Source organism: Lactobacillus sp. B3795 (assembly GCF_026535805.1).
Lineage (GTDB): Bacteria > Bacillota > Bacilli > Lactobacillales > Lactobacillaceae > Apilactobacillus > Apilactobacillus kunkeei_C.
In genome coordinates this window covers 74,415-99,632 of the sequence record NZ_JAFNPE010000015.1, presented here as the reverse complement: position 1 = coordinate 99,632, position 25,218 = coordinate 74,415, and the positions used below count along the sequence as shown (strand labels likewise).

Genomic DNA, 25,218 nt, shown 5'->3' with positions numbered 1-25,218 from the left:
TACATATATAAACTTAATCAAAATAATTAAGAAATATTTAAGAATATGATTATTAGGCCTTTTTTATGAACATAAGAGTAGAATAGTGTTAAATTAAGATTAGGATAATTGTACACCTTGTATAGGTACATAAAATCGTGACAAGAGGGGCGATATGTATGCAATATAATAAAAATCAATTCATAAAATCTAATGATAAAAAGATCATGAAAAAGGTAAAGAAACAATGGGTAGTAGTATCCATTGCGACTTTGTCTGTTTTGGGTGCATCCGCTTATGGCATGAATAGTGTTTCTGCTAAAGCTGATGACAACACACAACAAGTGGTCCAATCAAATAATAATAATCAAAATAATTCTAATTCTGGCAATAGTTCAGATAGTAATAATTCTAATAATTCAGGGGATCAGTCTGCCCAAAATCAATCAGACTCTAATAATAGTCAACAAGGCGATGGCGATTATCAATTAACTAACCGTGATGGAGATAGCTCATCAAACACCACTGACAATACTGATAACTCAGCGCAATTCAGTCAACAAATCAGCCAAGGTGCTTCTGATGCTTATAACAACAAGGGAAATAACGCAGTGAACTATAGTGGCCAAGCCCAAGACTACTACCAAGCTGGTTATGCTGGTGCTCTTAGTGCAATGAACGCATACAACACTGACACTAAAGGCCAAGGTACAGGTACTCAAGATACAACATACTACGGTAACACCCCTAATAGACCACAAGGTTACACTGGTAATACTTCAGACGGTGCCAAAGGTGATACTGGTGGTGTTAACAACACTACCAACCAAGATACTGGATCTGGTAATAACGCTTCATACACCTCAGCTCCTACAGATGGTACTCCACTAAGTTACAACACCCCAAGTAACCCTAACCAGGGTGGTGCTGATGATACTCAAGCTGGATATGCTTCTGCTCAAAATTACCAAGACACACTTTTGAGAAAATTAAATCAAACCACAAACCGTAGTGTGCAATTCACTAATGGTTTTACAATTAATGTTCCCACCGCAAATGACGTTTTAATCACAAATGATAGGAACAAGTACGCCCAAAAAGCGGGGCTAGCTACAGCATTTGATCAAGGGGTGACATACGCCTTGACTCAACAAGGATATGCTGATGCCGAAGCAGGTAAGTGGACAGGTGTTAAGGGGGATGGAACTTCTACATCATATGACTTCTATGACAACGGCAATACGGATTTACATAACTCACAAAATCCATACGACTTGGCATACATTGGTGCTAAGGATGCCATTAAGGCACAATATGATAGTAAGAACAACTATCTAAACAATAACTTGCCAAAGGCAATCACATCATCTCAATATGGTTCAGCTTATGTCACTGGTTTTAACGATGTTGTAAAAAACATCAACCAAGGAGTAGCTTATGTTACTAACTCAAACCAATTCGACGCCGTAATGACTAACGGACAAGCTAGCTATTCATGGGGCGGTAACACCCCAGGCAATGTTAAGACTGTTAAACTAGCAGCTGATGTTGACTTCACTGGTGCACCATTCAGTGGTGAAAACAACAACACATACACAGGTAACAATGGTCCATTTACCGTTGATGGTCAATTCCACATGTTGGATATGCACGGTGTATCATATAGAGTTAATACTGCTTCTCAAATCAATATTCAAAACATGCAAGCACTTTATGGATACAACTACTACGGTCCATTTGCGCCTGCTAACAGTAGTCAAACCCTACACTACAAGAACATCAACTACATTGGTTCTCAATTATTGAGTGCCACTAGCAACGATACTTATTTTGCTGGTAACGTTAACGTTTTGGTACCTCAAGATACTTCCACTCCAACATATTACTCTCCATTTGTTGGAAGCAATGGAGTCGTTGTTGAAGGTGGGGGGAATCAAGAAAACTTGGAAATTAAAAACTTCATTCTTGAACCAAATGCTAACTACTTCGGTACAGTTGGTAAATCCATTGGTGCAACCATAATCAACGCCACCGGGAATGTTACTCTAGGACAAGGTTCTAAGATGACATTGATTCCACGTGGTCAAAATAACGGTCAAAGTACATTTGATGGTGGTGACTGGGGAATCTTCTTCTATAGTGGTGGCCAACTAAACGTTAACAAAGATGCTACATTAAATATTATCCCAAGTTATTCACAAAATGGTGGTAGTAACTACGCTGGTGGTGGTATTGCCACTAATGGTTCAACTACAATCAACGTTAATGGTGGTGCTATTAACTACATTGTAGATGGAATGCAACCAGGTGTTTATAACCAAGTATTCGACTTTAAGGCTTATACAAACGTGAACGTCTTAAATGGTGGTTTAATTCAAATTAAATTAACTAACAACCCTGGACAAGCCACTGCATTTGATGGAATTATAAACTTTGCTGCCGGTGGATCAATGAACGTTGGTAACCGTGGGAATCTAGTTGTTACTACAGATAGTACCGGTCAAAGAATGATTCCATTCTATGGTAATTTGAATGTAAATAACGTCGGTGCTAGTCACGTTATTTTAGCCAAAAACCCAAGTACAGGTTCATTTAGTAATAATGCAATTAGTGCATACACCGTATCAGTTGATAATAAGCTATTCTACTACTTCAATTTACCTTCTGGTTCAACTAACTACACTGGTATCGACAGCTCCGGAAATAGTGTTTCTGGTAAGATTACCGATCCTAATCGACTAGAAATTGGTGACGTTCCATCAGTCTCATTCGTTGGTCCAGTTACTAAGACATTAAACGCAGACGGAACAGCTGTAGTGACTGCATACGCTAAAGTTGCCAAGTATGACCCATCCAACGGTCCAATCTATGTCGGTGTATACACTGGTGGAGATTCAACAATTGTAAGAACGCCAAGTAAATTAATTAACAATCCAAGTACCAATTCAACAATCACAAATGCCAATGCCCCAGCTGATCCAAATCAATACTCAGCTACTCAAGCATTGTCATCAAATTATCAAGATGGTCAAGTCGTACCAATAACATTTACCATCCCTAAGACTTTGGTAAACAATTCATTCGTTGGGATGAGACTTACCTATGGAATCAGTTCTGTTGTTCAAACTACTGATGGTACAACATACACGAATACCACTGAAGGATACAACAAGGGAACTAACGGAAAGGTTAAGTACGACAGCAATGGGGCTATGCAAACTAGTCAAGGTAATGTTGCCCAAACTAACCAAGGTGCTACTGATGGTATCAATGACTCCATCAACGGTAATGGTAATGCAAAGGCTGGTCGAACATTTAATGTCCAAACCAGTGCTGATTACTTGAGTGGATATGATAGTGCTGTGGCTGGTTACAAAGCATTTAATGCAAGTAATCCAGATGCAGACTACACACAACTAGCTAGTTACAATAACTCTGCCAACCCAGCAGCATTTATTCAAGGATATCAAGAAGCTTCATACTTGGCTGGTGTTACTTATGCTAGAAATTCTGATTTAAAAAATTTAAAGAACTTTAATAATCCAGCTTTCACTCAGGGGATGAATGATTATAAAACCACAGTTAAGGGTTCATCTATACCTTCCTATGATTCAACAAAAAATATCAATATAGCAGGCTTCCCACAAGTTGGTATTCAACAAGCAATTAATGATAAATACGCTATTTATTATTTCACCGCAGATGAAAATGTTGGATCTTCAACAAAAATTGGTAGTTTTAACGGTCAACAGTATAAATATATCCAATCTGCAAATCTTACTGATGTTATGTCTTCATACTTATCAGTAGCAATTGGTTTCAATAATGCTTTATCACTTTCTAATCCATCTGATCCTAATCCGGATGCTAATGCAAATTATGCAGAAATCTACGGATTTAACCTGGGTAAATCATTAGTAAATGGTGCTAGATCAAGTGTAAAACCTTCACAAAGTCCTTCTGTAAATAAGGATGATATCCCATTTTTAGGTGCTGGAGATGTTGGTTTTGCCTCAGCACAAAGTGGGTTTGCTGCCGTTCAACAAGCTGTTAACTCTCTTAATGGTAAGGATATAAGAACGCTTAAAGAAGCCCAAGCAACCAGTCCAGATCAATTGAGCTCAGACAATTATCAAGGTGACGTTACTGTTTATAAGCAAGCAAAATTTGGTGCTTACCAAGCACTTCTAGGCAAGTCAGATGCTGGTCTAAACCAACTTCAACTAGCTGGATACATTAAGACCATTGGTCCAATTGCTAGTGCAAATGCAATTAGAGACTTCCAAAATGGTTTGCCTCAACCTTATGCTCAAAATGATACGACTGTTCTTGCAACAACTTATCGAAAATCATATGTACAAGCTCAATCTGCTTTTGCTCAAGGTCAGAAAGACGGTCTTTCCGCAGTTTTAGCTAACGCAAATGCAAGTCACACTGCAAGTGATGGTGCTGCTAACCAAAGCAGTGAACCAAGCTCATATAAGCTAGGTTACCAAGCTGCCGTTGATGGTTACAAGGATGGTTCCGCTGGAACTAACCCAACATTAACTAACAAGGACACAACTCAACCAGCTATTTACAACTCTGGTTACCAATTTGGTATGAATGAAGGTCGTCGTACTGCTGGTGCTAACGATTATGTAAATAACGCTATTAGTACCGCCGTTAAAACTACTGATGCCAAGTACGCAGACGGTATTTCAGCTGCTACTCAAGGTTTTAACGATGCTTACAGTCAAGCTCAAGTTACTCAAAACCCAACTACTACAAGTACTGATCACTCTTACGTAATTGGTTTTAATGCTGGTCTTCAAAAGTACGCAGCATACGTTCAAGCTCAAAAAGACGCTCAAGGTTACATTGATGGTGCCAACGCTTTTGCTAACAACCAAAAGCTAACCACTCCATCTGGTCAAACTGCTGCTTATCAAAGTAACTACGCTGCCGGTTTCAATGCCGCCAGTGCAGGTTTGAACACTGCATTAACTAACTTAAACAAGACAAACAAAGATCTAGGAATCGAAGATGCTGGAACCTACACAGCTGACACAGCCGGTGCCACTGCAATTGGTTACTATGCATTTAACGCGCAAAACGTAGGTGCAAAGCAAGCATTCCTAGTACTTGATGCTCAAGGAAAGAACATCACATCACAAAACAATCCAACAGTTGCATATGGAACAGCCGTAGACGCGTACTACGGTTCTTTGGCAAACCTTCAAGGAACTACCTACAATGCAACTAACGATACAACTGCACCGCTATACCAAGCACTACGTCAATTCATCGATGCTCGTGGTAACAAGCGTTACGCTGATGGTTACAACGCCTACCTAGCAGGTAATGCAACACCAACTAACGGTTTCGGTATCGCTGGATACAACGACGCCAGTGATGGTTTCAACCAAAAGGCAGCCCAAAACGGTGCCAACGTTAACTCAGCTGGATACCAAGCGGGTCTAGCTCAATACCAAAACTTCCAAGCTGGAGTTAATGCTGCAAACGCTGATGCAAGTTCAGAACCAGCTAACATTTCTGGTAACGCTGATGCTAACGATGCATACAACGCAACTGTTCAAGGATACAGTGATGGTGCATACAATCCAAACTCACAACAAACCACAACTACTCTTACAAACAAGAGCAAGATCTACAAGTTGGCCTACAACCAAGCATTGACTACTGGTCAACAAATTGGTACTCAAGCATACAATGACTTGGTATATGGTCGAGTAACTGGTGCTACTACACCACAAGACAAGGGTGGTAAGACATTAGCATACTACGCTGTTATTAATGCAATTCTTGCTGGTTTCCAAGACGGACTATCAGGTTCAAGTAGCAGTAACTCACCACAATACCAAAATGGTTACCAACTAGGTCAATCTACTTACCAAGCAGCTATTAACACTGCTGCCAACATTTCAACAGCAACGCACGTCAAGAACGACACAAGCTTGCCAACTAGCACATACGCTAACAATGATGCAAGTAATGCCGTAATCGACGCATACAACGATATGTTGAGAGGGACTGGTCAAAACCAAAGTGACTTGAACAAGGATAGTATTGTCTACAATGCTTTCTACAACATCCTATTCAACTCACTACAAACTGAATACAACAACGGTCAAAGTGCATTTGATAACCAAACTCCATACACTGGTGCATTCAAATACGATAACACACCAGCATACAGTGAAGGTTACTTGAACAAGGCACTTGGATTCCAAGCTGGAATCACTGGATCAACTTCTGATTCAGATATGACCAACTACAAGAACCAAGGTTTCATCACCACTGGTCCCGCATTCCAAGCCGGTCTAGCAGAAGGTAAAGCTCAAGCACAAGCCTTCCAAAACGCTAACAACCAATCAACTCCTGCAACCACAGCAAGTGACGATGTTACCCAAGCTGTCTTCGACGCATTTAACGATGTTAAAAACAGTGGGGTAACCAAGACTGCTTTAGATGGTAAATCAAGTCTATACAAGAAGGTTTACTACATTGCCGCCCAAGATGCCGTTACTGCATACACTAACGGTGCAATTGGTTTTGTTAACGGAACAACTAGAACCGATCCTAACAATCCAAACAACCTTGATGGTTTTGCTTACCAAAACGGTTGGGACAAGGCTAAGTCCGGTCTATTGACCGCATTCAAGGCTAACAATGCTAAGCCGAGTGAAAACGCCCAAAGTACAGGTTATGTATATGGTAAGAACATCTACGCTGGTGCCATGGCTTCAAGTCAACCGGCCGATACAACTACCACTGCCTACAAGGGTTACGTAGCCGCACAAGCTGCTTTGAAACAAGCTAAGGATGACTCAGATAACGACGTTAAGGTTGATATTAACAACCTAACTATTCCGACTGGATACGATAACGGTCAAACAGAGGCGTACAAAGCAATCTATACAGGTGCATACTACCAATATCTACAACAACCAATCCCAACTGATCAAGATAACGACCTGAGCGAAAATGCTTACAAGTTATCCAGAGAAACTAACCAAACGCAAATTGGTGCTAGTGACTTTGTAAACGGTAAGCCTCAACAAGAAACTAATAATGAATACATTGATGGTTACAACATTGCCAAATCTGGTTACCAAGATGGTTTGATCAATGGAACAGACCAACAAACCCAAATGGAAGCCGGTAAGACCAAGGCATACATTTCTGGATACAACGCTGGTGCAAACAAGCATGATAGTTACGTTAAAGCTGTCAATGACCAAGCTTCAGATGGCAGTCAAACCTACGCCGGTGCAAAACAGGCATTGGATGACTACAATAACGCAACTACTGATGAAGCCAAGAACGGTATTTCTGAAAAACAAATTAGCGACAGCGTTAATGCTGAATACGCTAATGCTTACAACACTGCATTGAGTCAAGCCAGAGCAAGTGCTACTCAAGGTGCTAACGACTTTATCGGTGGTCAAGGTCACGCAAGTCTTCCATACAGCGAACCTCAAAAGATTTACGATCAAGCATACAAAGACGCTCAAATTGGTTTCCAAGACGGATTAACTAATCCAAACGCAACCGGAGCCAATGCTAGCCAAACTGCCGGAATCCAAGCTGCGCAAACTTACTCAGCTGGATACCAAAAAGCATTATTAGATGCTCAATCTGGTAACCTAAATCCTAATGCGCACCCAGAATTAGTTGGTTACAAGGATGCTATCCAAGCAATCATCGATGCTAATAACAACCAAGTTAACAAGCAAAGCACTTCAGCTGTATACTCAATTGCTGCTTCTCAACAATTAGGTATCAACGATGCAATGACTAAGTTGGCTCAATCAGCATCAACTGCTCAAAATCTTGGACCAAATGATGCGGTTAATAATAACCAAGTCTCAAGTGATAGCTCATACAAGACTGGATACAACGCCGTCTTGGATGGTTACCACGACGGTAATGCAAGCACCCAAGGATCAACTGCTAATAAAGATGCTTCTCCTGACAAGAACAACCCAGCTTACCAAGAAGGCTATGCCCAAGGTAATGCCGTCGGTAGAAAAGAAATCGGTGCAACCGACTTCTTGAAGGGTAGCGCAATGGGCGCAGAAGATAATAACTACGAAACTGGTTATACTGATGCCCAAGCAGGTTACTCCGATGGAATTAGTGGTGCTAACAACGCCAACGTTTCTAAGGAATACAACCGTGGATATGCAGTAGGTAAACAAGCCAAGGCTGACTACCAAGCAGCTGAAGGCAAGGCCTCACCAAGTGCAAGCGACTCTACCTCAGACACTTACAAGGGTGTTGCTGACGTAATCGCTTCAGTAAAACAAACGGGTGGATTCTCTCCAATTGCCGTTGATTCAAGCCATACTGCGGCATACGTAATGGCTTACAACAAGGCCGGAAATGACGCTATTACCGCTAGTGAAGAAGGTCTATCAGACTTTAAGTCTGGTCTAGTTGCAAATCCAAGTAGTCAATCAACAGTTGCTAACCAAGCTGTGTACCTACAAGCTTATAACGATGCCACTGCTGGATTTAAGGAAGGATTAAGCACAACTCCTACAAGCGAACCAGCTAATCCAAATGCCAAGGCCGGATACGACATGGCTAAGTCCGTTCAAAAGGGTTACCAAGACGCTATGAACGACTTCTTAGCAGGTAAGAGAGATATCAATGCTAACGCCGAACCAGGCTACAAGGACACTATGGGTGCCTTAGTCGATGCTCAAAACAACACAAGAAACACAACTAACACATCACCACTATACGCAGTGACATACTCACAAGAAGTCGGTGCTAACGATGGTATTAACGCTGTGAAGAACGATCCAAACACTTCAAGCGATACTTCAGTTCCAGCTTCTCGTCAAAACAGTGTTAACGCTAGTGCTTACCAATCAGGTTACAAGGGTGCCGTTGATGGTTACAAAGACGGTGCTGCAAGCACTAAGGGTGATTCAACAAACAAGAACGCTAACCAAACAACTGAAGGCGACAACGCAATTTATCAAAACGCCTACAACCAAGGTAATGCTTCTGGTCGTCAACAAGCCGGTGCTAATGACTACACCAAGGGAACTGTTGATCAACAAGTTAAGCAATCAGACAGCAACTATGCAACCGGTGTAAACACCGCTGCTAGTGGTTTCGAAGATGGTAAACAAGCGGGTCAAACTTCAGGCTCAGTTCAACCAACTAATACTGACAAACCTTACGTAACTGGTTTCAACCAAGGGGTCGCTACTGCTAGTGGTTCAAATGCTGCGGTTGCTTCTGGTAACCAAGATGACTCAGGATTAACTGGGGATGCCAAGAACGCTTACTACGGTACTAAGGATGGTTACCTACAAGGTGCCAACGCCGGAAATACTCTTTCAACTAAGCCTTCTGACAACAAGGGTGCAGATACTCAATCCAACTCATACACTGCAGCTCAACAAGATGCATACAACGATGCGGTCGCTAAGGCTAACTTAGGTGCACAAAACGCGTTTAGTGGCACTAAGCCAGTTGCTTACTCAAGTTGGAACCCTGAACAACAAATGGCATACGATACTGGTGTGCAAAATGCTCAAGATGGATACAACGAAGCACAAGCTAACATCCACGCAACAAAACCAAGCAACAACGGTACTAACATGGTTAATACCTTCAATGGTGCCAAGGCTGGTTTCGCAGATGGAACAGTCGGTGCAACCCGTGACATTTCAAGTCAACCAGCTGAATACCAAGCTGCTTACAACAAAGCTAGAGCAGCCGCAATGGCCGTTGCCAAGCAAGGGGTCGCAGACTTTGCTGCAAATGGTAATGATACTAAGTATGGCGCAACCGATGCTTTAGGTAACGCTGAAAGTAAGGGCTATCAAGCTGCATCACAAGGTTACAGTGATCAAGACTTTAGTGGTGCAAGTCGTTCGAATACTGATCCTTCATACCAAGCTGGTGCCCAAATGGATAAGGATAAATACAGTGGTATTGATGATGCCAACTTTGATCCAACTCAAGGTAACTCATACAAGGGAAGTGCCGCTCAAAAGGCAGCATACCTTGGTTTCATCGCTGGATACAAAGATGGTGCAAATGGAACAAGTGACAACATTCAACCATCTGATCCTACACAAGCTTACGTATACAATGACGCATATAAGCAAGCCAAGAAGCAAGGTTCTCAAGATGCTAGAAATGGTGCTAATGCATATGTAAATAACACAAGCATTCCTCAAGGCGACAGTTTATCTGCTCAAGCTAAACAAATTGGTTATGCTAAAGCACGAACTGGTTTTGCTGATGGACTAAACAACCAAAATAACAGTAACAACGCATCATACAAGACTGGTTACCAAGCTGTTAACGCTGCTAAGATTGGTTTGGCAGAAGCAGAAGCGGGCAACAAGAATTCACAAAGTACTATTAGTGATTTGAATTCATACAATGATGCTCAAACTGCTTACAATGACGCAAGCACAGCTCTTGCAAGTAACCCAGATGACACATCTGTTACTCAAACAAACAACTCTCCAGCTTACCAATACGCATACAATCAAGCTAAGCAAGATTTAAATGCTCAATACAATGCTGGTAAGCAACAATTCTTGAACAGATATGCAGCAGGAACCACTCAAGCTGATACTAGTTCTGCTAAGTCAACTCAAGGAATCAGTGCAATCAACCAAGGTTTCAATGAAGCCGTTAAAGGATTCCAAGATGGTATGACTGGTGCCAGTGCTCCTACATTATCAACAAGTGCTGCCGCTGCTGGTTTTGCTGAAGGACAACAAGCTATCAATGCCGTAAACGAAGTAACTGGTGGCCAAACTACTCCAGATTCTGGCAACAACGATGCTTCATACCAAAAGGCATTTGCCGCAGCCGTTGCTGCTAAGACTGCATTTGATATGAACCCAGATATCCCAAGTAAGGTGCCATCAAATGATGCTAATGCCTCAAACCCAGTTTACTCATTAGCGTACAGTGCAACTGTTTACACACTTTCAACATCTTACTCAAATGGGGTACAACAACTTCTAAGTGGTCAACCACTTCCAGCTAACGCCTCAACTGAATACACTGCTGGTTTCAATGATGCCAACAATGGTTTCGATAACGCATTGAACGGTCCTAACTATCCAGATACTAATCAATATGGATACGTTACTTCCGGTGCTCAACAAGGTCTAGCAGTAGGTCAAAGAGCATTGTCTGGTTACAACGCCGCAATGCAAAACAACACCACACCAACAACCGACTCAGTTCAAAATGATGCTAACAGTGGTGCTACTGCCGGATACAAGGATGCAATTTCTGGTTCTAAGCAAACTGATGCACAATTAGCACAAACTAGTTTGGCATACAGAAAGTCATACGCTAAGGCTTATGATGACGTTAAGAACGCTGTTCTAACAGGTTCAACTAACTTCGTAAGAGGACAAACTCCTGACAAGTCAAACAGCCAATACTCCAAGATTATGGAAGGATACAATTATGCTTCTCAAGGTTTTGCATACGCTAAGAGCCATCAAAGCAAGGACACAACCGGTTTAACAGATGATCAAAAGAACAACTCATCATTCATGAGAGGGTTCTACGCTTATGTTGACGCTGTAATTGGTTACAACGATGCGCAAAACGCAACATCTGATACTGCTCCATACAACGCTTCCTACAAGGAACAAACACGTGGTTACGAAGGAGCAATTGATGGATACAGAGATGGTAAGAACGGAACTGCTCAATACACTAACAACGAAGTCTTCCCAGCCTCACAAGTTGCTTACGACCTTGCATACCAAGATGCCAAAGCTAAGGCAACTCAAGGTGCAATCGATGCATTATCAACCAATCCAACAACTGATACTTCTCAATTCAAAGTAAAACAATTGGATGCATATCAAACAGGTAAGAACAACGCAGTTACTGGTTACAACCAAGCTAAGTCAGACTTATCTGCTTCAAACACTAATCCATACACTGCCGGAACCGATTCATACAACACCTTCAATGGTGCCCACGATGGTTTCGTAGCCGGAATTAGTGGTAATGGTACACCAGCATCAAACGACCCAGTCTACACAGCCGCTTACAACAAGGCTCAAGCAGAAGCTAACGCCAACGTTTTAAATGGTGTGGCTGACTTCGCCAAGAACGCTGACGATACCAGCAAGCAAAGCCAAACTGACGCTACTAACCAAGCTCTATACAATGGTTACAACAATGCTAGTGAAGGTTATGCTGCTCAAATTGGTGGTACTGCTGATAGCACTAACACCAACGTTGCATACGTAGCCGGTGTTCAAATGGCAATCGATAGAGGAAACGGTATCAATGCAGCAATCGCAAATCCAAATGCCACAGCATCAGGATCAGCCGCAGAAGTTGCCGCATTTAACGCAACTATCGCTGGATTCAAGGATGTCATTAACGGTACAGCTACTGGCCAAACTCCAGATTCCAACGATACCGCTGAAACCAAGGTTTACTTGGATTCATATGGTCAAGCTCAATCAACTGCTTTAACTAATGCTGCAACCGGTGCGCAAGCATTCGTTCAAAACACTGGTAAACCAGCAAATGGTAGTGACTACAATTCAATCGCTACACTAGCTGGATACAACCAAGCTAAGAGTGGTCATGATGACTTTGTCGCAAACAGGTCCACTCAATCAACTACTGCTGCTTACATGACTGGTTACAATGCCGCCAAGTCAGCTGCTAGTGGTTTAGCCGATGCGCAAAACGCAACTAACAGTGGTCAAGGTACCGCACTAGATGCAACTGCATATGGTGATGCTCAAACTGCATACACTGATGCATTCAACTATGTAACAGCCCATCCACAAGACACAGCAGATCAATCATTTGCTAACAAGTCAACTGCATACAACGACTCATACAATGCAGCTAAGACTTACCTACATGGTCAATACGTTGCGGGTCAAAACCAATTCGTCAGCCAATACGCAAATGGAAACAACTCAGCTAACCTAAGTGGTGTTGCTTCAACGCAAGCTCAAACATTGGTTAACCAAGGATTCAATGACATGCTAAGCGGTTATAACGAATCCATTAATGGTAACAACCTAAACGGTAGTGCAAGTTCATCAGACACCCCAGTTCAACAAGCTGGTTTCAATGAAGGACAACTTGTATTGAAGGCTGCTAACCAAGTAGCTAACGGAAACACTACCGGTGATGCAGGTAACAATGACGCAATTTACCAAAAGGCTTTAACTGCAGCTAACGTGGCTAAGACTGCATTCGATGCTAACCCAGATATCTCAGATATGGTAGCTACAAGTGATAGCAATTCTTCAACTGCTCCATACACTAACGCCTACAAGGCAACTGTGGATCAAATGAAGGCTAACTACCAAGCAGGTATTTCACAATACCTAAGTGGACAAGCTACTCCATCCAACGTACCTAGTGAACTAACACAAGGTTACAACGATGCTAAGACTGGATACGCCACAGCAATGCAAGGTTCAACAATGGCATCCAATTCAACAAGTGGTGTTCAAACTGGTTTCAACCAAGGACAACTTGTATACAACGGATACACTAATGCTATGAACAACCAAGCTAGTGCCGGAAGTCGAAACCAACACCAAGTTGATGGTTACAACGGTGCTTCCGATGGTGTCAAAGTTGCAATGACAGCCGGTGGCACAGTGCTAAGTGATGCTCAACTAAAGGCTAATGGTAAGTCATTCGACTACATCCAAGCCTACGATAAGGCTGTTAACGAAGCCCAAAACTCAAGATCAATGGGGGCCCAACAATACCTATCAGGTCAAAGCAGACCAACAGGTACAACCCAAATTGAAAACTCAAAGGCTCAAGGTTATGACGATGCCAAGTCTGGACACGACGCGGCTGCAAATGGAACAGCTCTTACAGATGCTCAAAAGGCCAATAAGGAATTCATGGCCGGTTACAATTCATACTCAAACAGTATGAGTGGCTATGATTCTTATGAAAACGGTGGTCAATTGGATCCAAACGCTAGTCAAGCTCAAAAGGACGCCTACGATGGTGCTCAAGCAGGTTACCAAGCCGGACCAAACGGTAAGGGTATTCCTGATATGACTGGTAAGTCACCAGCATACATTGACTCATTCAAGAAGGCCTACGAAAAAGCCAAGGAAATCGCCAACCAAGGTGCTGACGATGCAATGACTGGCAAAGACAATATTCAAAGCAACTGGAGTGCTCCACAAAAGGACGCTTATGCTGCAGGTCAAGAAAATGCTACATCAGCATACAACGCAGTTAAGGCCAATATTAGCGCTGTAAACAAGAATACAAGTGGTTCTGATGCTTCTGAAGCATTCGATGGTGCTAAGGCTGGATTTGCTGCGGGAACTACCGGTTCAAATGATGACAGTATCCTAAACGGCAAGTCACAATTGTTCAAGGATGCCTACAATAAGGCTAAGAACGAAGCAATCGCTGCTGCAAAACAAGGTCAAGCTGACTTCGAAGCTGGTAACATTAATGGAGCAAGTTCTGGTCAAGACGCGTTGAGTGTTGCCAGATCAAATGGTTACAACCAAATGCAAAAAGGTTTCAATGATGCTAACGCAAATCCTCAAACCATTGATCCTAATAACCAAGACGCTTCATACCTAGCTGGTAAGGCAATGTCAGACCATGTAAAACAAGGGATTGCAGATGCTAATGCCAACGGTTCAATCAAGAACTATGGTGCTGATGGTACCAAGACACCAGCTGAAATTGCTGCATACAATGCTGCAGTTAACGGATACTACGCTTCAGTTAACGGATACAAAGATGGTGCTAGTGGAGATAAAGACCACAGTAACCCACTAAGTCCAGCTCAGGCTGCTGCCTACAACTATGTATATCAATTAGCATGGAATGATGGTGGTAAGCAAGCAATGCAAGGGGCTCAAAGATACGAAAGTGGTAACCAACCATCAACTGATGAAGGTATTCAATCACTTGCCCAAAACATCGGTTACAACGATGCAAAACGTGGACACGATGATTTTGCTAATAACAAGCAACCAACTGGTAACGTTACTGCCGCATACACATTGGGTCGTGACATGGCCAAGGCTGCTCAAGATGGTCTAGCTGACGCTATCAAGGGTCAAAACAACTCAAGTGCTTCTAAGCAACCAAGTGCATACAATGATGCACAACAAGCTTACAGGGATGCTGCTAGCGCTGTTTCATCCAATCCAGATAACCCAGCAGGACTACCAGCAGGCAAGTCTGTTTCATACCAAGACGTATACAACAAGGCTGTCTCAGCTCTACAAACTCAATACCAAAACGGTGCTAGCCAATTTGGTTCACAATACTCAAATGGTAAGACTTCAGCCGACGAAACTGCAGTTAACTCCGATCAATCCAAGCAATTGCTACAACAAGGATTTAACGAAGCGAAAGCCGGCTATGAAGAAGCGCTACAAGCTGCTAAGAACACGGATGGTACTTTGAACCTAAACGTTCAACCAGGTGCTAACGACAGCAGTGCTAAGAAGGTCGGATTCAACCAAGCATTGGTTGCACTAGCTGCAGCTCAAAATGTTGCTAACGGTGAAATCCAACAATCACAAACTGGACCAATGTACAATACTGCATTTGAAGCAGCCATCGCTGCTAAGCAAGCATTGCACAACAACCCAGATGCTGATGTTAACCTTCCATCAACTGATCCAAACAGCAACAACCAAGTCTACAAAGACGCTTACAGTGCTGCGATGACTCTAATGAAGCAACACTACAACCAAGGTTACAGTGACTTCATGGCAGGAAAGTCTGCACCAACAGGTGACACTCAAGCAGACCAAGATGGTTACAACAACGCTAAGGCTGCTTACGCTCAAGCGTTGAAGAGCCAACCATTGAGTGGTTTGACTTACCAAGATGCTAAGAGTCACCAAGCTTACGCTGCAGGTCAAAAGGTTGTTAATGGATACAGGGATGCATTCAACAAGCAAAATGAAGATACCACTAAGGATTCAAGTGATGCTTACCAAGCAACCAAGGACGCTTACAGTGATGCAAACGCTAACACCAAGCGTGATTTGAGCAAGGCATCATTAGACTACGTTACTGCATACAACTACGCTATGAAGATGGCAAACGATGCAAGAAATGACGGTGCTTCTCAATTCGTATCTAAGGGAACTACCGACTTTGGTAGTCAAACATTGGCAAACGATGCTCAAAATAATGGTGCAGCTGCTGCTCAAACTGGTAAGCAAGACGCTAAGGATAACAAGTCAACCAATGCTTCAACGGATACTGCTTACCTAATTGGTTTTAACTCACTATCAGGTGCTACTGATGGTTCTGAAGATGCTAAGAACGGTAACTCAATCAAGAGTGCTGATGAACTATCTAAGGATGGCAAGGATCAAAACTACATCAATGCCTACACTGATGGTTACAACGGTACTAAGGCCGGATACACTGACGGTCAAGATGACAACCCACAAGCTGATTTGAGTCAACAAAGTCAATCCTACAAGGATGCTTACAACAACGCATACAATGATGCTAAGTCAATCGCCAACCAAGGTGCATTGGATCAACTTGCTGGAAAGAATAACCCAAGTGGTTACAACACTCTACAACAAGCCGCATACAATGCCGGTCAAAGCAATGCCCAAAGTGCTTATGCATGGGCACACGATGACGTTAACAACAAGAACAAGTTCATCAATAACTCCGATGCTTCAGAAGTCTTTAACGGGGCTCAAGCCGGATTCACTGATGGAAAACTAGGAAATGTTGCTAACGTTACTGCCCAAACCGCTGCATACCAAGCTGCCTACAACAACTCTAGAAGCCAAGCTGGAGCTCAAACAGTTCAAGCAATTAAGGACTTCCAAGCAGTTAAGGATACAACTTACAATGCAGACCAAGGCAAGAATGACGCAGAATCAGTTGCTTACACTAATGCATATGACCAAATCAAGGCTGGTTTCAATGCTCAAATTGGTCAAACTGCAATGGTAGACTCTACTGGCAAGGATTCATCATATAAGGCCGGTATCCGTATGGCTAAGGATGTTCAACTAGGTATCTCAGACGCTTCTAACAACCCAAGTCGTACAGATTACGTTGGTACTGATACTCAAAAGGCTGCCTACGCAGCAACCCGTGATGGATACCATGACGGTAGTTACAACAGCAATACCACAATGGACTCATCATTAGCTCCACAAAAGTATGCATATGATTATGCTTACAAGTTGGCTAAGGCTAGTGGTTTGAATTCAGCAATCAATGGTGCCAATGTTTACATCCAAGCAGATGCCCAAGCTCCAGTAATTACTGCTGACGGCATTGCTCAACAAAAGGGTTACAATGACGCTCAAGCTGGATACCAAGCATACCTAAGCAACCCAAGTGGTAGTGTTGATACTAGTCAAACTAAGGCATATCAACTAGGTTATGCAGCCGCTAAGGAATCCAGAAATGGTATCGCAACATTTAACAAATTGACCAATCCAACTGCTACCACCACTGATCCAAACACTAACCCAAGTGCAAACGACCAAGATGGTTTTAACGGTACTCGTGACGGATACTTCGCCGGAATTGCTCGTCAACAAAAGCAAGTATTCGATACAAGTTCAAGTCAATCTCGTGCTTACCAAGATGCATACAATGCAGCCTACGACTCAGCTAGATCCAAGGCTCAAGCTGGTGCAATTGATAAGTTAGCTGGTCAAAACAACGCACAAACTAGTTGGACTCAAGCTGATCAAAATGCATACGCATACGGTCAACAAATTGCTGATAAGGCATACAACGATGCAAACACCAACCAAAATGCAAGTTCATACACTGCTATCAACGATGCAACTGATGCATACGCAGGTTCTAATGCCGGATTTGCTGATGGTACTTTAGGTAACAATAATTACCCAAGTGATACTTCAGCTAAACCAGTTTACTGGGCAGCTTACAAGAAGGCCCAACAAGCTGCTGTTAACGCTGCAGTTAAGGGTGTTTCAGAATTCGCTGCCGGAGCAAACCAACCAGCTAGTGCAAACAACACCGACCAAGTATCTAACGCTGAAAACTACGGATTCAACCAAGCTCAATCTGGTTACTCAGATAAGATGAGTGAAGGTAATCCAAATAGTTCAAACGTTTCATACATGGCTGGGTACAACTTGGCTACTGACCAAACAAATGGTATGAACGATGCTCAAATTGGTAACAACAATCCTTCTTCAGCTCAATACAGCAAGGATGCATACAATGCCGCATATCAAGCAGCTGTTAATGGTTTTGCTGATGGTAGTAAGAATGTAACTACCAACAGCAACCCAACTAATCCGGCTCAATCATTGGTATACAATGCCGTCTATGGGGTTACCTCTCAATTAGGTACTGCAGCTGCTAAGTTTGGTGCAGTAAATGCTCTAATTGGTAACGCGAATACTAATAAGACTGATATTCAATCACTTGCATTTAGCCAAGGTTACAACGACGCTACTAAGGCAAAACAAGATGCATTCAACAACTACAAGCAAGCCCACAACACAGATACTGGTAATTACACCCAAACATACAACGGTGTAACCGATGCAATTAACGATGTCTTGAATAACCAACCACAAAAGGTTTCAGGAAACACCACTCCTTACAACGCTGGATACTCAAACGTATATCGTTACGCTACCAACCTTGCTCAAACCGGTGCATTGAATTACTTGAATAACACAACTGCTACTCAAAGTACTAATGCTGATACCGATATCTACAACAAGGGAGTTAGAGATGCAACTGGTGCTTATACCGCAGCCGTTACCGATCCTAACCAAACTGAACCTAGTTCATACGTATCAGGTGGTAACGCCGATAAGACATTCAATGGTGCTTCACTAGCATTTAACGAAATCGCTGTTGGAAACACTTCGCTAGGTACCAATGGAAACACCGATCCAGTATTCACTGCCGCATACAACAAGGCACTAAATGATGCCAAGACCTATGTAAACCGTGGTGCCGTGGCATTCGGTAAGCTAACTGGATTCAACGAAGCAGTTAAAGACTTTTCAAATCAAGTTGCTTACAGTAATGCAATTATTAGTGGTTATGTTGGAGCTCAAAGTGCATACGTTGAAGCACAAGCTAACTTGAATGAAAATCATTCAAGTGATAGTGCTTATGACCAAGCTTACAGTGGTGCCGTCGCTGCCTTTAACAATGTTGTTAACGGAAACGAAAGTGACACTACCGCTAAGGATGGTAAGTCAGAAGTATTCCAAGCAATGTACGACCGTGCATTGAGTCATGGAATTGCTCAATCCAAGAAGGGTGGAATTGCATTTGCTAACGGTAAGAACCAATCAACTGCTGGCGATTCCAATGCCAAGATGTACAATAAGGGTTACTCTGATGCACAAACTGCTTACGCAGCCGCTCAAAGTGATCCAAGTCAAGCTAGTCAACACACTAACGATACCAACAGTGACAATGCCTATAAGGGTGCCGCAGCCGCATTTAACGATGTGACAAACGATACTCCAGGTGCTCACCGTGATAACGAAAGTGTTGTCTACAAGGTTGTCTACAACAAGGCATTAGCCGAAGCTCAACAAAACGCCACTTCTGGTGCCAACGCTAGATTAACTAACGTAGCACTAAGCGACGGCGTTAAGAACATGGGCAACACCGCAGCTAAGAGTGCATTCACAACTGGATTCAACGATGCAGATAAGGGTTATACAGATGCTCAAAACGATATGACCAAATCAAGCGCACATGGTACAACCAGCAACCTTGATAGCACATATCGTGGTGCCGCAGCCGCATTCAATGATGTTGTCAACAACACCATCAATGCTGGTAAGAACGCCGATAGTAGTTCTGTATATCAAAACGCCTACAACATGGCATTGGCTGAAGCCGTTGCTCATGCCAATGATGGTGCTCAAGCATTCTCAAATGGTCAAACATTAGATGATAGCTTGAAGAGCCTTCCAAATGATTCAGCAAAACGTGCATTCACAACTGGATTTAACGATGCTAAGAATGCTTATGCAGCCGCAACTGCTAACCCAGCAGATAACACTCATACTGGTCAAAGCAACTTTGACGAAACATTCCGTGGTACCGCTGACGCTTACAAAGCTGTAGCAAGTCACAAGTCATCCGATGCTGGTAAGGCTTCAGATACTAACAAGGCTTACACCGCTGCATACAACAAGGCCTTCGCAGAAGCTACTAAGTTTGCTCAAACCGGTGCAATTGACTTCGGTAAGAGTGTCGATGCAACACTGGGTCGTACCCAATTTGGTAACAACCAAGCTGCCAAGGTTGTTTACACTACTGGATACAATGACGCTAGGGTAAGTTATGCTAAGGCACAAGCTAACCCAAGTGATCAAGGTAACCACACAAGTCAAAGCAACGCCGATGAAGCATACGATGGTGCTGCTGCCGCATTTAATGATGTTGCTAACAACCAAGCTGGTAAGAATGCTACAAATGGCAACTCAGTTTACGCATCAACTTACGCTCGCGCATTGAACGAAGGTAAGGCAATCGCAAGTAAGGGTGCTCAAACTGCACCACTTGGTAATGACGCTGTCAACCAAGCGCTTGCAGTTTACAAGAACAACCAGGCAGCTCAAAAGATGTTCAACACCGGTGTAACCAACGCTAACGCTGCTTACGCTGATGCAAGAACCAACCCTAACAACACAATCGATCACAACACTACAAGTGATTACGATGAAGCTTACAAGGGTGCTGCTGCCGGATTCAATGATGTCGCAAGTGACCAATTCAACAGTCAATTTGCTAACGATAGCAACCCTGTATACCAAAACGCTTACACTAAGGCTGCAAATGAAGCAACTGCTTATGCAACTCAAGGTGCAATCCTAGGTAACACTGGTAAGCAAATTACTGATGGTTTGAATGGCTCAACTGACCAAGCTGTAATCAACGCCGTAACTTCTGGTTACAACGATGCTTACACTGGTTACGTTGCAGCTATCCAAGATCCAAGCAAGAACTTCAACCATACTTCAAACAGTAATGTCGATAAGTCATACAGCGGTGCTGCCGCAGCATTTAACGATATTGCCGGAAACAATGGTAAGGCTAGTCGTTCAATTAGCTCGGATCCTGTATACACAACTGCTTACGACAAGGCATACGCACTTGGTTTGCAATACCAAAACCAAGGTGCAGCTGATGCTGCTAACAATGTCGATGAACAAACTGGTATCAATGCTTTGAATGGTAACCAAGGTTTGATTGACGTATACGACCGTGGTTACAGAGATTCAGGCGATGGTTACAAGCTTGCTCAACAAAATAGAAACGACCAAGCCAACCACACTTCAGATAGTAACTCCGATGTATCTTACAACGGTGCTGCTGCCGGATTCACCGACACAATCAACGGTGAAGTTGGTAAACATCAAAACGATAACCAAACACCAACCTATCAAAATGCTTACACTCGTGCCGTTAAGGAAGCCCAAGCACAAATCCATCAAGCCACACTTGATTTTAACAATGGTTTGAATAGAGATACTCAAGCTCAACAAATCAGTGCTGGTTCTGATAAGGATGCTTACGTAACTGGTTACAACAACGCTAGTGACGTATACAAGAGCGTCCAAGACTCAGGTGAAAACGATGGTAAACACACATCAGACAGTGTTGACGATGAACAATACCGTGGTGCAATGAACGCATTCACAGATGTCATCAACGGCACTCCTGGAGCTAACGCTTCAACTGATAGTGTGGCTGCTTCTGAAAAGGAAACCACAAGTGATGTATACACAAGTGCTTACGCTAAGGCTCAAGTCGAAGCTACTCAAGATGCCTTGAATGGTGCAACTGACTTCATCTCACCAAACGCAACTGGTAATGCTCCAACTGCTGCTGGTAAGTTGAAGGCATACGACAAGGGTGCAAGTGATGCACAAGATGCTTACGAATTAGCTCAAAACGATAGAACTCAAGGTTCAACTCATTCAACTGACAGTAACTTTGATGTTGTCTACACCAATGCTGTTGCTGGTTTCAATGATGCTATCAACGACCCATTAGCACCTGCTAAGAGTGGCAATGACCTAGCAACATTGACTTACAACAAGGCATTAGCACAAGCTAAGCAATCAGCCCTAAACGGTGTATTGGCATTCAATAACGATGACCATGATGCTGCATTTGCTAATGAAACTAAGCAAAGTGATAGGGATGCATTCAATGTTGGTTACAACCAAGCACAAAGTGGTTTCACTGCTGCTGAAATTAATTATTTGGATGCAGCTCATCACGACACTAACTCCTATGCTGATCAAGTCTACACCAATGCTGCTAAGGCATTTAAGGATGTTAACAACAGAACTGGTCAAGTTAAGGACAATGCCGAAAACGACGTTGCAGGATCTGCTTACAACAAGGCCTTCAACGAAGTATTCACCATCGCAAACAATGGTGCTGATGATTCAGTTAAGGGTGTAGCACAAGCTACTAATGTTGCTCAATATGCTGGTAAGAAGGCATTATCTGATGCCTACAACGCAGGATACGATGATGCAACTAAGGCCTACGCGGATGCTGAAAATGACCACAGTAAGGCAAACGACCATACTAGTGATAGTAACTACGATCGTGTCTACCGTGGTGCCGCACTTGGATTTAGTGATATTATCAACCATCAACCTGGTCAAAACGCCAAGGTTGATTCCAACAAGGCATTTGTTGATGCATACAACAGAGCATCACAACAAGCATTTGAAAAAGCTCATGATGGTGCTATCGATGCCAACGGTCCAAAGCAAGCTCGTCAATTGAATACCAACGCTGACAAGCAAGCTTACCAAGCTGGTTTCAATGATTCTACAAACGGATACAGCGAAGCTCAAGGTAACCCTGATGATAAGTCTAAAGCCGATGAAACAACTAATGCTGGTCTAGCATATGCCGGTGCCGCAGCGGCATTTAACGATGTTGCGGATGGCAAACCAGGTGAACATGGTCAAACAATCGCTGATCTTGTTTACCAAAATGCTTACAACAAGGCATTTACTGAAGGTAAGGTTAATGCAAATAGCGGTGCTACTGCATTTGGTCTTGGTCACACACTAAGTGATGACACTAAGCAATTTGCAAGTTCTGGCGCTAAGGTTAAGGACTACACCAAGGGGTACAATGATGCTCAAGCTGCATTTGCTGCAGCCCAAAGTGATGCTAGTCAAGTCGACCAACACAGAAGTGGCAGTGATTACGATGAAGTCTACTCCGGTGCTGCAAACGCCTTTAACGACGTTTCCAACCACACAGTTGGTCAACACAGAAATGACTCAAATAATCCTGCATACGTTGCCGCATACGACAAGGCATTAACTTCTGGTCAATCAAACACCCAAGATGGTGCTTTGACATACTTGACTGATAGCCAAGATTACGACCACAAGATGGATTCATTCGCCACTCAAGCTGAAAAGAGTTCATTTACAACTGGATTTAACGATGCTAAGAAGGGTTACGAATTAGCACAACAAAATCCAATGCTTCAAAGTCATATTGATCAAAATGATTTAGATGACACTTACCGTGGAGCAGCTGCCGCATTTAACGATGTGAAGAATGGAAATGCTGGACAACACGCTAAGAGCGAAGATAATCCAATTTACCAAAAGGCATACGACAAGGCAGTAGCTGAAGCCATGAATTCATTCACCGATGGTGCTAACGAATTCAATGACAACAAGCTAAACTCTGCAAGTGGTGTTGATGCAAATAGTCTAGACCACAACAAGGGTTACCAAGATGCTAAGGCACAATACGAAAATGTCTTGGTAAATGGCGATGATAACCTTCCTGACAATGCAAATCCTGCACAAAAGATTGGTTACCAAAAGGCTAAGTCAGTCGTAGCCGGAATTATCGACGCAACTAGTGGTAACAAGCAACAATCAGATGATCCAAACTATGTATTGGGTTACAATTCTGCTCAAGCCGCATTACGTGATGGTCAAGCATTTGCTCAAGCCAACGGTAAGCTTGATAATGTAAATGACATTCCAGTTCCTGATGGATTAGATCCAGATGCATATCGTCAAGTATTTGCCGGTGCTTATGAAGGTTACAAGACTGGTGCAGGACTACAACCTAAGAACCCAAGTCAAAATAACCCAGCATTCGTCAATGCTTACAACAATGGTTACAACAAGGCTGCCAGCATTATTCCAGCTAAAGAAGATTACCTATACAATGGTAAGAAGACTGACTTCGACAGCAGAACCGACAAGAGCTCGTATGACCAAGCATACAAGCAAACCGGGGATGGCTTTGCTGATGGAATTAAGGATGTCGGCATCAAGAACCCTGATTCTGGTTACTACGTAAATGGTTACAACGCTGCCAAGATTGTGATTGCCGCAATGAAGAAGGCTAAGACCAACGCTAAGTTGACTAACCAAGAACTAAAGGCTCTAGGTGGAGTAACTTACGTCAATGCCTTTAACGGATACCGTCAAGGTGTTAAGGCAGCTCAAGCAAGTGCTCGTACCCACAAGAAGTTAACTGCTAAGCAATTGGCTGATAAGGGTGAAGTATTCGCATACACTTACAAACAAGGATTCAAGATTGAAACAGCTCATCAAACTAAGATTGGTAAGAAGTCCGGAAGTGCCCGCGCAATCAAGCGTAGTCCAATTCCTATGAGTATTACCAAGAACCACTCAGCAGCATATGCTAAGGCATATATTGCAGAGTACAAACGTCAATTCAAGGCTCACATGCCAAGATATATTTACAACGTTAAGACTATCTATAGTCACAGAAGAACTAAGTTCTCCAAGGGTTCTAGAATCATCAAGTACAAGTACTCAAGAAGATACAACGCCCACGTATTCAAGGTTATCGGTATCAAGTACTACAAGAACCGTGTACCAAGATATGTTGTATCTGGTGGTCGCCTAGTTACTGCCGGTCAAATGGTCCAAGATGCATATTACCGTGGTGATACTGCTAAGACTACTAAGAATAGTGGCAACAAGAAGACTAAGAACAAGCCAATGGTATTCCGTGTAATTAAACCTACCGGTGCATTGATCCATACAAGTAAGAAGTACAGCAAGTACAATGTAATCAGAAGAGTTCGTCAAGGACAATTGATTCACGTTGTTAAGGTTGTTAAGTACTATGGATTGACAAGACTATACCTAGGACACAACAGATACTTTACTTCAAACAAGACCTTCGTTAAGAAGGTAAGATAGTCGAAAA

At 42.8% G+C, this 25,218-nt stretch carries 1 protein-coding gene; it reads left to right on the top strand.

Going from position 1 to position 25,218, the window contains the following annotated elements:
• Positions 1 to 158: 158 nt before the first annotated feature.
• Positions 159 to 25,211: a DUF5776 domain-containing protein gene (locus J3U50_RS06615; protein ID WP_301945883.1), complete on the top strand. Its 25,053-nt coding sequence runs from the start codon at positions 159 to 161 to the stop codon at positions 25,209 to 25,211.
• Positions 25,212 to 25,218: the final 7 nt, after the last annotated feature.